This is a genomic window from Bacillus sp. FSL K6-2839, from assembly GCF_038003365.1.
Classification (GTDB): Bacteria; Bacillota; Bacilli; order Bacillales; family Bacillaceae; genus Bacillus.
The window spans coordinates 427,745-440,604 of sequence record NZ_JBBOOZ010000001.1 but is presented as its reverse complement, the minus strand read 5'-3'; the positions used below and the strand labels follow the sequence as shown (position 1 = coordinate 440,604).

Here is a 12,860-nt window from a genome sequence, read left to right as displayed (position 1 = left end):
ACGAATGTGTGATCCGTGGTTCCACCCAAATTCCCATAATGCGTATTCGCTTTATGGCTCTGGTGCCGTAACGCGGCATAGTCGGTATTGGATACTTCAATTTTCCCCAATACAGCTCAAAGGTGGTAAGACCATTTCCTGCGTTAGGAAGATTTCAGCGTAACTTCCCTCTCTGGTACCCAGCAAAAATGGCTCATGTCCTTTTCTTCGCTTTTAATTTCTCCATATCTTACATGATGATGATAGAACATGTAAAGCTTTATTTTGTGCAGAGCAATTGAAATTCATTCTTTAAATGATATGTTGCGTGTATTGACTTGGGCTGTATTCAATTTGAAACGCAGGGGATAAGGCTCGTTTCACTTCTTCTGTGATACGCTCTCCTTCTTGATTGAATTTCTTTTCCATGTCTGCACCATTTGATAGCAAATCATCTGTCTCTTCGTCAAACCAGCGGCCATACTGTATGTTCCAATTCCAGATCTTTGAGAAAAGTGTATCGCTCATTGGTATATCATCTCTTTCTAGATGACATTGACAATGCCCACAATGAAAAGGTTCACCACCGTAATCTCCTTCAATTTTCACAAAAGGATGATCCTCAAATTCACGGCAGCACACCCATTTTTTGAAGTGCTGACCGAATTCTGTCAGTTTAATTGAGTAATAACGCATGGAAGTTCGTCGTCCTATCATGTCAAAAATGCCTTGATCAATTAATGTCTTTATCCGATACTCGATAAAATCATCACCGATATACTGATCTAAATGACCAATGACTTCTCCTATTAAGCGTGGAGTTACGATGTACTCCTCTTCTGGCTCGGACTGATGAAGCCGCTTAGCCATTTTCACTAAATAAGCATCAAATTCATCTTCTGGTACACTGATCGTTTTTCCTTTTTGCCATATCCGCAGCGTATGATTTTCTTTAGCAAATGAAAGCCATTCGTTTTGTAATTTCTCTCTTTCTTCTTTTGATACTGCGTGAATGTGCTCTTTACATCTGTACAAAACCTTCAATTTTTCAGTTGTAATTTCCCCGGCATGGCGAATATCCATTCGTCTTGTATTTGTATTGAACAGCTGATCAAATGCAGTCGTTGTATTGAGTAGAGTCAATTCAATGTTTTTCTCTTTTAATAAATAGATGGCATATCGTAAACCAATTTGCTCATGTGCATTACTGCCTGTCCAGATGAGGATACGCGTACCATCTTTTATATCTTTTATTTGTTGAAGCATTCTATGCTGATCGTTGACCATGTCATCAAAATAGCCAAATTCATTTGATATCACGTTACGCAGCCACTCTATACGCTTCTCCTGTCCTTCATGTTCATGCAAATGCAAAAGGGGTCCAATCGAATAAATGTCATCAAAGGCGATAATATTATTTACTTGATCTTGCTTCATTTCACGTAATGCTTGTTTTAAACTACCGGCAGGTGCTGCCCCAAATACGATATGTATCATCATTTGTCTCCCTTTATCTTACAGTTTATTTCATCTTCACCTATTCATGGCTCTTGCGTCAATTCTATTGAGTCAATTTCATTCAAAAGTATGACAATGAGAGGATAAGATATATATAGAATGCAGAATTGAAGAGACTATATCCCACGAAATGGAGCAATCTGTTTACTGAGCTCGCTTTGAGACTTTTCTTTCTGAATGATTTATAGATAGAAATCCCCTCAAAAAAGGATTTCAGTTCAAGCTCTTATTCACAGATTCCCCTTCACAAATCGTTCTCTTCGCTTTCTTGATAATTCTGCTAGTCGCTTTTGTATCAGATTCCTTAGACCACTGTTCGCAAAGGTTCATGACCCAATTTGGCTGTGTTTTACTAGCGTCATTGAGCCAGTTTCCTACAGAATCTTGAACATATGTTGATAGATCGGATTTGAGTAAATTTAGAATAGGCAGTGCCCTCTCTGGCTCTTGTTTTAATAACTCAATATGCTTTGTCCATACCCCTCTAGGACGGATCGACTCTACAGAGAACCGGCGAATATTTTCATCCCCGCTTTTTGCCCATTCTGTTAAATATTCTATACTTTGATCAAGCTGATGACTGAGGCTTTCTCTCACTGACATCCACGCAATTTCTCGTACACCAAAATGATGATCAGCTGCAAATGGCTGAATGTACGCAAGTTTCTCTTCCAGAGTTGATAAGTGTTGTTTGTTCATATAAGCAGCCCAACAGCGAACGCTATCAGATACGTGGTGAGCAAATGCCTGTAGTACTTCCGCTTGTTTTTCCTCATTCTCTTCGTGTAGCACTTCATCTAACAATTGACCGATGAGACGAATTGCTTTCATTCCTGATTCAGCTTTTTGTTTAGTGATCTCAGATGAAATATCGTCTATATAATGGTCTAAACCAACGGACGGCAAAACATGCTGTATTAGCGTCATATGATTGACAGCCAGCCATTCAGTTAAATTCACACTTTCGATCTCTCCCTGATTCAAAAGGATCCAGACGTCACGAGGGATATCAGTCCCCTTTCGAGCGCCTTTTCGATTGATGATATCCTCACTTATTTGCATTCTATTTTCTCTCCTCGTCTAGCAGTTCTTTTGTTAGACATTCATCGTTTTTAAAAGAAATTTGTTGATGCCTTCATTCTTTGGATATTGACTCCTATTGTAGCAAATATACAACTTCACTGGTTCATTCTTCAAATCAAAAAGGAACTACCCGAAATAAGTAGTTCCTTCTATACAAAATTGAATTTAAGTTAGCTTCCTTGTTCGAGCACCTTCAAACTCTTATGCTGAGAAAAACGGTCAAACGCCACCATTAGAATGGTCATGAGTAAAGCGAGAAAAACGGTTCCAGCACTGATCCAGCTTAGGTTTAATATAGATGTTTCGCTTAACAAAATCCCTCCTACACCAGAGCCTAAGGCAAATCCGAATTGAATAAATGATGTATTGACACTTAATGCGATATCAGGAGATTTTGGTACAAGTGTTACAAGATATAGCTGCTGAGCTGGTGATGTGCTCCATGTAGCGATCATCCATATCATGATGACAGCCACCATGACCACGAGATTCCCTGTGACAAATGCTAGCAGCATGAGCATGATGATTTGCAAAATGATTCCTGAGAAAATCGTGAATATTGGGCCCTTTTTATCTGCCGCAATCCCTCCAAGGCTGGAGCCCAAAAAGCTGCATATTCCAGCTAGTAATAAAATGCCACTGATTTCTGTGATACTAAGGTTTGCTGATGCTTGCAGGAAGGGCGTTAAATAGGTAAATAACGTGGAATATCCACCTACATAGAATAGCGTCACTGACACCGCAAGTAATATTCGCTTATCTTTTAAAATCGATAATTGCATACCAAGTGTCACCGGTTCTTGTTCTTTCATAGAGGGAATTCGCCTATACACAACAATCAGCGGAATAAGCGTGATCAATCCAATGGTTGCGAATAATGCTTTCCATCCGATTATACTGCTTAGAAATGTCCCGATGGGAACGCCCAAAACCAAGGAGCTGCTTAATCCCATTAAAATGATGCCAATGGCTGTTCCTCTTTTTTCACGTTCTACAAGACGAGTCGCAACAGCCATTGCCACTACAATAGCCGTCCCCCCACTGATTCCTTGTAAAATCCTTGTCATCATTACCATTTCAAACGAATGGCTGACACTTGTGATGAAATTACTTAAAATAAAAATGATCAGCATCCATGATAGTATTTTTCTGCGGTCCATATTGATCGTCAGTGCAATGACAATCGGTGCGCCGATGGCTGCTGAGAGAGCTAAAGACGTGACCAATAATCCAGCAGCAGACGTCGTGACATGTAAATCATCTGCGACCATCTGGATAATGCCTGTAATGATATATTCAATCGTTCCAATTAAAAAGGCTGCTAATGCAAGTAAATAGACAACGGTTTTATTTTTCATCGTGACTTTTCTCCTTTGGGCAAAGTTTACGATTTGATCTCATCTTTAATAGGAATTTGAATTTCAATGAGTCTGCCTTCTTCATTTTCAGACAAAGGGTAATAAATCTCTCGGCCCGGCTGGTCTTCTTTCACGCGGTATCCGTTATTTTCGATCCATGTTGCCAGGTCAATACAAGCAGTTTGTGCGGATGGAGAATGTGAATGAAATAACAGCGTCGCCATGGTTTCTTCTGCAGGTAACGTACGTATCTTGATTCCTTGAGGAAGAGTGCCCCTTAACGATTTGACGGAATACCCTACCTCAAATTCGAACTCACTTTCTTTTTCGAATGAGTCCCTCCACAGCACCACTTGTGGTCCCGAGATCGATTCTTGTTGATTTTTAAGTAATAAATGATGAAACGTTTGAAAGAATGAGGGGATCTCATCAACAGTTCCGTTAGTTTGAAAAGACATGATGCGTTTGCTTTCAACAGATTTGATGATGACCTCCTGTTCTTTTTCAACACACCCCTCTCGTTTGATGAGGTGCATCCGCTCCTTAATACGCGCTAATTTCTGTTGTTCTCTCTCGATCAATTGCTGAATCTCACTTTCTTTCAGCAGAAACATGCCCTGAATCTGCTCTACCGAAATATCTTCACGAAGCAGCTGAGCCATTTGCTTTAACGTAAAGCCCAATTCCTTGTACAGAAAAATTCGATTGACCTCAAGCAGCTGCTCAGCTGAGTAATAACGGTATCCCGAATCCTGATCGATCTGCTTAGGCTTTAATAAATCAATTTGGTCATAATATCTTAAGGTTTTGACAGGGACTTTACTTAACATAGAAAAATCACCAATCTTGAACATCCTGCATCTCCTCCGTTTTGTTGATCTGATCAAAGTATAAACCTTTCAGTTAAGGGGAAAGTCAACTGAAGAATTTAAAAATGTCGATTCGCTTCGGTAGAAACAAAAAAGCACTATTTTCAAATAGTGCCTAAAACGAAGGTTTTCGATTCACTTTTAAAAGAATGCTTTCTGATAAGAGCGGAGCACATGCCATCACCCCTTGAATTTATTCATTTACTCCAAACAATCCAATCTTTCCAGGCACTTTACAATATCTCCACTTTTAAAGAAATTGAATATGGCACCCTCGCTAAATCGTTCGGCTCTTACAACCCCCATCATGAGAGCAAGCACACACTGCGCATTTAAATTTGAAATGTCCACATTCTCCATATCGTTCGATCCACCTTCAATCCCATTTTCTTTGAGGTTCTCTCTGTAGCGGGTAAGCTGCAGCTCTTGATGTTGTTTTGCAAAGGTATAAACATCTTCGATCAAGTGACGAACCGTTTCGGAATAATTCACAAAGGGCATCTGAATCGGATGTTCAGCTGTGCCATCATTTTCTTGATCGATTACCCATTCTCCAATATGATCTTCCTGAAGCAGTGGTATGTATTTTGTTAGAATATCGAATTGACTCATTTTCATCCTCCTCTATCTCCTTTATATGGTTTACTCTGATCGACACCTATGGATCAGTATAAAAAAAATCCGTGATCATCCTACCAGCTAGACACCAGTATTCAAATCACGGACAGTCTTTATTCACTTCACTTTTTATACTCTAACCATTGATACAACTGTCTCCACATGCGCCGTTTGCGGAAACATATCCAATGGCTGCATGTATTCGATTTTGTAGTCTTTTGACATGTATTCAAGGTCTTTTGCTAGTGTGGATGGGTTGCAAGAGACGTAGACAAAGCGTTTTGGTTTGACTTGTTTGACAGTGTCTAAGAAGGTGCGCTCGCAGCCTGTTCTTGGCGGGTCCACGACGATGACGTCAGGACGGAAGCCTTCTTTGACCCATTTTGGCAGCCAGTGTTCAGCTGTTCCTGTCACATAGGTCGCGTTTTTCATGCCGTGTTTTTTGGCATTTTTCTTGGCATCATCAATCGATTCTTTGATGACATCCATTCCTCTTACTTCTTTTGCACCATCTGAGAGCCACATACCAATGGTTCCAACGCCGCAATATGCATCGACAACCTTTTCTTTGCCAGTCAGTTTGGCCGCTTTTTTCGCTTCGTCGTAAAGCTTTAGCGTTTGCTTCGGATTCAATTGGAAGAAAGCACGTGCACTCAGTTCAAAGGAGACGTCTCCTAAAAATTCTTGAATGACCATGTTGCCAGCTAGGTGAGATGTCTTATGGCCAAAGATAACCGACGTTTTTTCACCGTTGACATTGTGCATAATGGACGTCACTTCTGGCAGACGTTTTTGAATGGCTTCGGCGATTTCTTTTTTCTTTGGAAATTCAGGTTTCGATGTGACAAGGACGACTTGTACTTCCCCTGTTTCAAAGCCGACACGCACGACAATTGAGCGTACGTCGCCTTTTCTTGTCCGTTCATTGTAGACCGATACACCGAATTTCTCTAAGATTTTGCGGACAACGCCCGTTGTTTTGTTCGTATTTGGATGCTGCACGATACATTCCTTGATCGGTACAAGCTTATGAGAGTTCAGTCCGTAAAGTCCAGCAATGATGTCACCGCTGTGAGAACGCCCTACTTGGAACTGGCTTTTGTTTCGGTAGTGCCACGGATCTTCCATGCCGATCGTTGGTCTAATATCTAGCGTTTCGACCGATAGCTTCGTGTGTCGTTCCATTGATTGAATGACAATATCTCGTTTTTCCTTTAGCTGCTGCTCGTATGCCAAATGCTGTAGCTGACAGCCTCCGCACTGCTCGTATACTGGGCATGGCGGTTTCACTCGATGCTCGGAGCGCTTTCGGACTTTTCTAACCGTACCTTCTGCATATTTTGCTTGGACATTCGTTGCTTCCACAACCACTTCTTCGCCTGGAAGCGCACCCGGGACAAAGACCACTTGCTTTTTAAAATAACCGACCCCTTCCCCATTAATGCCAAGGCGTTTAATGGTAAGCGGGAACTGCTGTCCCTTTTGTAAAAGGGCACCTTGCTGTTTTTCCTTCACTTCATTCTCTCCGTTCTATCTGAACCCTTGATAGGTTGTCTTCATTTTATTCCATCTCATTAGTATATCATGACTTGGACAAAGAGAGAAAATCCCTTTCATTTATTTATCTGTCTCAATGCTTCTCCATAAATATAAAGAAGCGTAGCTTAAATACGGGGTCCACTCCTTGCTTAATGCTGCCATTTCTTCTTTTGTCGGCTTTTCAGGCAGGTCAAAGTGCCGCTTGATGGCGTTTTGAATACCGATATCTGCCATCGGAAAGAGATTTGGTCTTCCAAGTCCATTCATGAGCACATTTTGAACTGTCCAAGGTCCAATCCCTCTAATCGGAAGCAGACGTTCTTCCACCTCCAGATCAGTTAAATCGTGTAATTCTTCTAAACAAAGAGAGCCGCTCACAATTCGCTTCGATACATCGATGACATATTCCGCTTTCCGCTGACTAAATTGGAGCTTTCTCAAATCCTCTGTTTCAAGTGAGGCGATGGCTTCCGGTAAAGGATCAAACCAAACACCTTCTATTTGCTCACCGTACGTATGAACAAACCGTTTCGTGAGCTCATAAGCAAACGCCAGATTGAGCTGCTGATGAATGATGCATTTCATCAAACAATGATATAAATGAAAATCCAGCATGAGCGGTGTCCCGACATGACGCTCAAATATGGACGCTAAATTCGTTTGAGAAAAATGCTCATGCACAGCGTGTAATTGATGCTCCATACCAAATATCCGCTTCACCTCAGATATGAGAGGTTCCTCAGGACCTTTTCCTTGCACCCGAAACGTGGGTGCTTCTTTTGTTCCGATGGCTTGAACGACGACAACGTGTGATTTTTGTTCTAACCTAATTGGTACTTTGATTTCTCGTTTATTCAAATCGACTGCTTTTAATGGATCACTTGATAAGCGTCTGAGCACTTGATCGAAATGATACGGCGGCTCCACCACCAGCTCTTTTTCCCACATGTTTTCCTCTTCCTTTCTGCAAACACGCAGATGCGATTGTTTCACTTTGCATGAATGATTCTCCATATTGAATACTTTTAAACATAAAGAGTACAAGAATTTATCAGTTATATCTTCCTTATTTACGGTCATTTTCCTTTTGGATGAAGAAACATTTTTAGTCGAATTCAGCTAAAATTCGACAGCATCCTTCAATATTTTAGGATTATTTACCTTAAATTAGAAATAGAACCTCTGGGTGATATCTTCTATTCCGAAAACATTTGTATAATTATGACATATCAAGGAGGTGAACAAAGGAATTAGCTGATTAGGCAATCATTTGTTTTATCTTGCAGGACCATATTTTACCTCATTGATAACCGGCTTCACCTAGTTTCACTTTTTACGAAAAGAAAGACCCAAAATTTAAAAACAAAGGAGATCCGACCAATGAAAAAAACCATTCTTTCTGTTGCCCTTGCCACTGCTGTTTCTTCGACACTACCAGTATTCGCTGACGCTGCTGAACAAAAAACTACTCCAGTTTCAACTACTGTTCAGCAAACTGTTTTAAACAAAGCTGTTGAAAGTAAAGCATCTACAACCGCAGGAAACGTTAATATTAACTTTGACGTACTTGGTATAGCTAATGCATTAATCAATGCTGCAAATGCTAACACAAACCGTGAAGGCTTTGTCAAAGGACTAATGGAGTCTGCTTTCTATGCTGCGGGCTCAAAATACAATGTCATGGTATTTAACTTAAGCCAAGGTTATGAGACTCGTTTCAACGGAGTCAAAACGTTTGCTACTGTGAAATACGGAAGCATTACTTACGGAGTTTGGGTATTTGAAAATGGATCTTTCACAAACAAAGGTGACGGCGGCTACATCAACTGGGCATTTAGAGGCTGGTTCGACCGTAACGGTGGTTTCGTCAACTTCCGTCGTCCTTAATTCTCGTTTTTATCCATCAATCATACACGCACATTGGACCGATCTCAGTGATGAGATCGGCTTTTTTTATGCAGAACACGTATAAGTTCACCGGTGCTGCTTCATGATATAATGCAAGTCTGGAGGGGTGCACATGCTGAAAAAAATTGCAGTGACAAAAAACGGCGACTTGATTGAACATGCAACATTACAGCAGCTTTCAAGCCCCGATATCGCCTGGTACTGGATTGATTTCCATGCGCCAACAGAAAAGGAAGCAGCGCTTTTGAAGGAATACTTTCAGTTCCATCCGCTTGCGATTGAGGATTGCTTCCATTATTTACAGCGGCCGAAGCTTGATTTTTATGAAGGGTATTTATTTTTCGTGCTTCATGCCCTGAATCAAAAGACGCTTCGATCTGAGGAAATCGATCTGTTTGTCGGTGACAATTATATCGTGACCTTTCATTTGAAGGAGGCGCCATACATTGACCGTGTCATTCGAAAGCTCAAAGAATCTGACAAAACCCGAAATAGCGGACCTGAGCATATTGCTTATATGCTGATTGATCAGCTTACCGATGATTATTTCCCTATTATTTATCAAATTGAGGACAGGCTGAATGAAATTGAGGATGAAGAAGGTCATAAAACATATGGAACGCTGATGAACGAAGTATTCGGAATTCGATCCGATTTGCTCAAGCTGCGACGAACGATTATCCCGATGAGGGATCTTTTATATCGTATTGTAAACACGCACATGATGAAAAGCGATACAAATCGTCAAGCATATTTTAATGATATTTATGATCACTTATTGAAATTAACAGAGATTGTCGAATCGAACCGAGAAATGACAGCAGATTTAAGAGACAGCTATCAGACGCTGAATTCCAATCGAATGAATGCGATCATGATGACATTGACCATTGTGTCGACTATTTTTATCCCACTGACCTTTATTGTTGGGGTGTACGGAATGAACTTTGATAACATGCCTGAATTACACTGGAAGTATGGCTATTTTGGGGTGCTGATTTTCATGGGTCTGCTCGTCTCGGGTATGCTTTTGTGGTTTAAGCATAAAGGATGGTTCCGCATTTTCAAATAATTTGTTGAGAGAATAGCTTGGGGGCGGTTAAGGTGGAAAACTGGATTCCATTGACTCATCAAGAACTAAGGCTGGTATGGAAGACGTTCTATCGAGATTTCAAATTTAATCCAAGCATCTCTCGTTTTCCCTCATTCCACGTACCATCTCCTTATATTACATATGATATTTCTGCTTATTTTGAGGACCCTTCCCTTCTACATGCGGAGAAAGACCTTGAAGAGAAAGCGTTACTTGCTTTTCAGGAGCATATGAGAACAGACGAATATATGCTGGCACTCGATTGGCAGCACGAATGCTACTGGATCACACCATACGAGTCATTTGAAAAAGATGAAATTGGGGAATGGAGAGTCCCTGTGCTTCCTAACGGGGATTATGATTTCTTTTTATCAAAAGAGATGCATTGGGGCTTGCTAGGACATCCTTGGGAGCAAACAATCACGATTTTTGGTGAGGGCTTGATTGACTCTTTTACGCGTCATCACCCGATTTTGTTTCAGCGTAAAATAAGAGAAGGATAAAGAAAAAGCTCGCAGGTCTTCTGCAAGCTTTTTTCTATAGCTGAGGGAGATGCCATACTTTTTCAAGCATGAGATCGTCTAGGCTTTTAAAGGAATAACCTTGTTTTTTCAGGGCCGTGATGGCATCATCCAATGCCTCTGCATTGTCCCTTGAGACGGTATGAAGTAAGTAAATGGCACCTGGGTGCGCCTGCTTCATCATTTGATCGTAAGCATACTGTTTTCCCTTTTGATGATGAATATGCCAGTCCACAAACGCCACTGACCAAAAAACGGTTTGGTAGCCGAGCTCTTTTGTTTCCTTCAGCACTCTTTCACTGAATACACCGCGCGGCGGACGAAGATAGAGGTTGTCTTGTTTTCCAGTGATTTTGTACACGGCTTCATTGACACGCCCCAGCTCTTCTTTGATTTCTTTCGTACTCTTTGTTGTTAAATCTGGATGGTGATAGGAGTGGTTGCCAATGATATGACCTTCCTCTGCCATCCGTTTGACGAGCTCAGGCTGATCCTTTACAAAGTGCCCTGTCACAAAAAAGGTGCCTGGTACTTGATGTTTTTTCAGCACATCTAAGATCTTCGGCGTGTACCCATTTTCATAGCCATTGTCGAAGGTAAAATAAATCTCTTTCTTTTTCGTGTTTCCTAAATAAAAGGCATCATACTTTTTTAAAAGGACGTTCAATTCTTTACCCGCATCTGCTGGCTTGTGTTCTTTGCTTTTCGCAAATCCCCAATGGACGGGCTTATTAGACACGGCTTCCGCTTCTGAGAGAGGCATGGATACAAAAAGCGCACATAAACAGATGAGCATGTATTTTTTCATTTACGTCACTTCCCGGTTTTTCTTCTATTGTGCAGAATAAGACCGAGACTCATACATTGATTCACCTGCCAAATTAAAGAAAAAAGCCCGCACTGCGCGAGCTATTCTTCCTTCCAATCGTTTTTAAACCGTTCATATTTCGCTTCTAAGTCGTCAATCATCTGGATCAGTCTGTCTATATCCTCAACATCTGTTGATTCAGGATCTAATGAATCAATCACATTCATAAACATATCTAATCGGTTCTTTAAATAATCAACCTGCTGCTCTTTGCTGTCTGCTGCCTTGCCCATAGATACACTCCCTTTAGCATTTGTTTCTAGCTTATCTTTTTTTCCCTTGTAAATCAATGAAACCCCACTTGCGTATAACGGTGATGGGGCTTAAAATTAACTGTTGGCGGGTCCACGTTTGCCCGAATGAAAAGGAGATAGATACCATGAACCAAAAAACAGCACTTCGTCCGATTACACCTGCATATGACCCTTGGGAAGCCTATCTCGATGTGCAGGATTACGGAGAAATGAAGCTGACAAATATTGAATTTACGACAACGACGTTGTGTAACATGAGATGTGAGCACTGTGCGGTTGGCTATACTTTGCAGCCGAAAGACCCACATGCACTGCCGCTTGATTTGTTACTTCGCCGTTTAGATGAAGTTCCGCTCCTGCGCTCAATCAGTATTACAGGCGGAGAGCCTATGCTTTCTCTCAAATCTGTGCGGGAATATGTCGTCCCTTTATTAAAATATGCCCATGAACGCGGCGTCCGTACACAGATCAATTCAAACTTAACACTTGATTTGGCGCGATATGAAGAAATTATTCCATACTTAGATGTCCTTCACATCTCACATAACTGGGGAACTGTCGAAGAGTTTGCAACGGTCGGTTTTGCGATGATGGACAGAAAACCAACCTTTGAGCAGCGCGAGAAATTATTTAACCGCATGATTGAAAATAGCCGGGCACTTGTCAAAGCAGGTGTTACCGTATCTGCTGAAACCATGCTGAATAAGCGCACGCTTCCATATATTGAACACATCCACCGGCAAATCGTGGAGGAAATGAAATGCCAGCGCCACGAGGTTCACCCGATGTACCCAAGTGATTTTGCCAGCGCCCTTGAATCATTGACGCTACCGCAAATGCGTGATGCGATTCATCAGCTGCTGAATATTCGTGATCAGAACACATGGATGCTGTTTGGCACCCTGCCATTTTATTCTTGCAGCACAGATGAAGAAGACCAGCGCCTCCTCAAGCGATTACGCCAGGAGAAAAATGTTACAGTACGAAATGACCCTGACGGCCGCTCACGTTTGAATGTGAATATTTTTGATGGGAATATTATTGTGACAGACTTTGGCGATACACCGGCGCTTGGAAACATTGCTACTGATACGTTGCAATCTGCTTATTCACGCTGGATGGACACAAAATTAGCAAAAGAGCTGAATTGCCATTGTCCAAGCGTACAATGCCTCGGTCCGAATGTTCTTGTGAAAAACAGCTATTATCAAGATGTTGATTTTACTTCTCGTACAGCCAGGGGGTAACCGAT

At 41.3% G+C, this 12,860-nt stretch carries 13 protein-coding genes and 1 other annotated feature (1 of these 14 cut by a window edge); of the genes, 4 read left to right on the top strand and 9 right to left on the bottom strand.

The features are described 5' to 3' along the window. Positions 1 to 217 (bottom strand) — a binding site (T-box leader) (it extends 7 nt beyond the left edge of the window). Positions 218 to 291: 74 nt separating this feature from the next. The 7 genes from MHH26_RS01875 to MHH26_RS01845 all read right to left on the bottom strand — a co-directional run bounded on the left by MHH26_RS01875 (position 292) and on the right by MHH26_RS01845 (position 7,912). Further along, positions 292 to 1,476 (bottom strand): DUF1835 domain-containing protein, encoded by a 1,185-nt coding sequence (locus MHH26_RS01875; protein WP_340972067.1) that lies wholly within the window; start codon positions 1,474 to 1,476, stop codon positions 292 to 294. Between the two features lie 234 nt (positions 1,477 to 1,710). Further along, positions 1,711 to 2,559 carry a DNA alkylation repair protein gene (locus MHH26_RS01870; protein WP_340972062.1) on the bottom strand — a complete coding sequence of 283 codons (849 nt, stop codon included), beginning with the start codon at positions 2,557 to 2,559 and terminating at the stop codon, positions 1,711 to 1,713. Positions 2,560 to 2,750: 191 nt separating this feature from the next. After that, on the bottom strand, positions 2,751 to 3,938 hold the full coding sequence (locus tag MHH26_RS01865) for an MFS transporter (protein ID WP_307499307.1): 1,188 nt from the start codon (positions 3,936 to 3,938) through the stop codon (positions 2,751 to 2,753). Between the two features lie 26 nt (positions 3,939 to 3,964). Further along, positions 3,965 to 4,792 carry a MerR family transcriptional regulator gene (locus MHH26_RS01860; protein WP_307499305.1) on the bottom strand — a complete coding sequence of 276 codons (828 nt, stop codon included), beginning with the start codon at positions 4,790 to 4,792 and terminating at the stop codon, positions 3,965 to 3,967. Between the two features lie 216 nt (positions 4,793 to 5,008). Continuing rightward, on the bottom strand, positions 5,009 to 5,419 hold the full coding sequence (locus MHH26_RS01855) for a DUF6508 domain-containing protein (protein WP_340972056.1): 411 nt from the start codon (positions 5,417 to 5,419) through the stop codon (positions 5,009 to 5,011). Between the two features lie 135 nt (positions 5,420 to 5,554). Then, complete coding sequence (gene rlmD / locus MHH26_RS01850; protein WP_307499303.1) at positions 5,555 to 6,940, bottom strand: 23S rRNA (uracil(1939)-C(5))-methyltransferase RlmD; 1,386 nt, start codon at positions 6,938 to 6,940, stop codon at positions 5,555 to 5,557. Between the two features lie 102 nt (positions 6,941 to 7,042). Beyond that, on the bottom strand, positions 7,043 to 7,912 hold the full coding sequence (locus tag MHH26_RS01845) for a DNA-3-methyladenine glycosylase family protein (RefSeq protein ID WP_307499302.1): 870 nt from the start codon (positions 7,910 to 7,912) through the stop codon (positions 7,043 to 7,045). Between the two features lie 432 nt (positions 7,913 to 8,344). On the opposite strand from MHH26_RS01845, the gene MHH26_RS01840 reads away from it, so the two are divergent. The 3 genes from MHH26_RS01840 (at position 8,345) to MHH26_RS01830 (ending at position 10,468) form a co-directional block, all read left to right on the top strand. Further along, positions 8,345 to 8,851, top strand: coding sequence for a hypothetical protein (locus tag MHH26_RS01840; protein WP_060595786.1), 507 nt, complete (start codon positions 8,345 to 8,347; stop codon positions 8,849 to 8,851). A gap of 133 nt (positions 8,852 to 8,984) precedes the next feature. Next, on the top strand, positions 8,985 to 9,944 hold the full coding sequence (corA, locus tag MHH26_RS01835) for a magnesium/cobalt transporter CorA (protein WP_066031160.1): 960 nt from the start codon (positions 8,985 to 8,987) through the stop codon (positions 9,942 to 9,944). Between the two features lie 32 nt (positions 9,945 to 9,976). Further along, the gene (locus MHH26_RS01830) at positions 9,977 to 10,468 is read left to right on the top strand and encodes a DUF2716 domain-containing protein (protein WP_340972049.1); all 492 of its coding nucleotides are present in this window, start codon (positions 9,977 to 9,979) and stop codon (positions 10,466 to 10,468) included. A gap of 34 nt (positions 10,469 to 10,502) precedes the next feature. On the opposite strand, the gene pdaA is transcribed toward MHH26_RS01830, so the two are convergent. After that, positions 10,503 to 11,294, bottom strand: a complete 792-nt coding sequence (gene pdaA, locus MHH26_RS01825; RefSeq protein ID WP_106051670.1) for a delta-lactam-biosynthetic de-N-acetylase — start codon at positions 11,292 to 11,294, stop codon at positions 10,503 to 10,505. Positions 11,295 to 11,395: 101 nt separating this feature from the next. Further along, positions 11,396 to 11,587, bottom strand: coding sequence for an SE1561 family protein (locus tag MHH26_RS01820; protein ID WP_012009274.1), 192 nt, complete (start codon positions 11,585 to 11,587; stop codon positions 11,396 to 11,398). 146 nt (positions 11,588 to 11,733) lie between these two features. Between MHH26_RS01820 and yfkAB the strand changes: the two genes are divergently transcribed. Next, the gene (gene yfkAB / locus MHH26_RS01815; RefSeq protein WP_340972044.1) at positions 11,734 to 12,855 is read left to right on the top strand and encodes a radical SAM/CxCxxxxC motif protein YfkAB; all 1,122 of its coding nucleotides are present in this window, start codon (positions 11,734 to 11,736) and stop codon (positions 12,853 to 12,855) included. Positions 12,856 to 12,860: the final 5 nt, after the last annotated feature.

Excerpts from the sequence above, each read along its gene's own strand:
- MHH26_RS01860 (WP_307499305.1), bottom strand. The coding sequence starts at position 4,792 with ATGTTCAAGATTGGTGATTTTTCTATGTTAAGTAAAGTCCCTGTCAAA.
- MHH26_RS01865 (WP_307499307.1), bottom strand. The coding sequence starts at position 3,938 with ATGAAAAATAAAACCGTTGTCTATTTACTTGCATTAGCAGCCTTTTTA.
- MHH26_RS01820 (WP_012009274.1), bottom strand. The coding sequence starts at position 11,587 with ATGGGCAAGGCAGCAGACAGCAAAGAGCAGCAGGTTGATTATTTAAAG.
- corA (WP_066031160.1), top strand. The coding sequence starts at position 8,985 with ATGCTGAAAAAAATTGCAGTGACAAAAAACGGCGACTTGATTGAACAT.
- MHH26_RS01845 (WP_307499302.1), bottom strand. The coding sequence starts at position 7,912 with ATGTGGGAAAAAGAGCTGGTGGTGGAGCCGCCGTATCATTTCGATCAA.
- MHH26_RS01875 (WP_340972067.1), bottom strand. The coding sequence starts at position 1,476 with ATGATACATATCGTATTTGGGGCAGCACCTGCCGGTAGTTTAAAACAA.
- MHH26_RS01840 (WP_060595786.1), top strand. The coding sequence starts at position 8,345 with ATGAAAAAAACCATTCTTTCTGTTGCCCTTGCCACTGCTGTTTCTTCG.
- pdaA (WP_106051670.1), bottom strand. The coding sequence starts at position 11,294 with ATGAAAAAATACATGCTCATCTGTTTATGTGCGCTTTTTGTATCCATG.
- yfkAB (WP_340972044.1), top strand. The coding sequence starts at position 11,734 with ATGAACCAAAAAACAGCACTTCGTCCGATTACACCTGCATATGACCCT.
- MHH26_RS01870 (WP_340972062.1), bottom strand. The coding sequence starts at position 2,559 with ATGCAAATAAGTGAGGATATCATCAATCGAAAAGGCGCTCGAAAGGGG.
- MHH26_RS01855 (WP_340972056.1), bottom strand. The coding sequence starts at position 5,419 with ATGAGTCAATTCGATATTCTAACAAAATACATACCACTGCTTCAGGAA.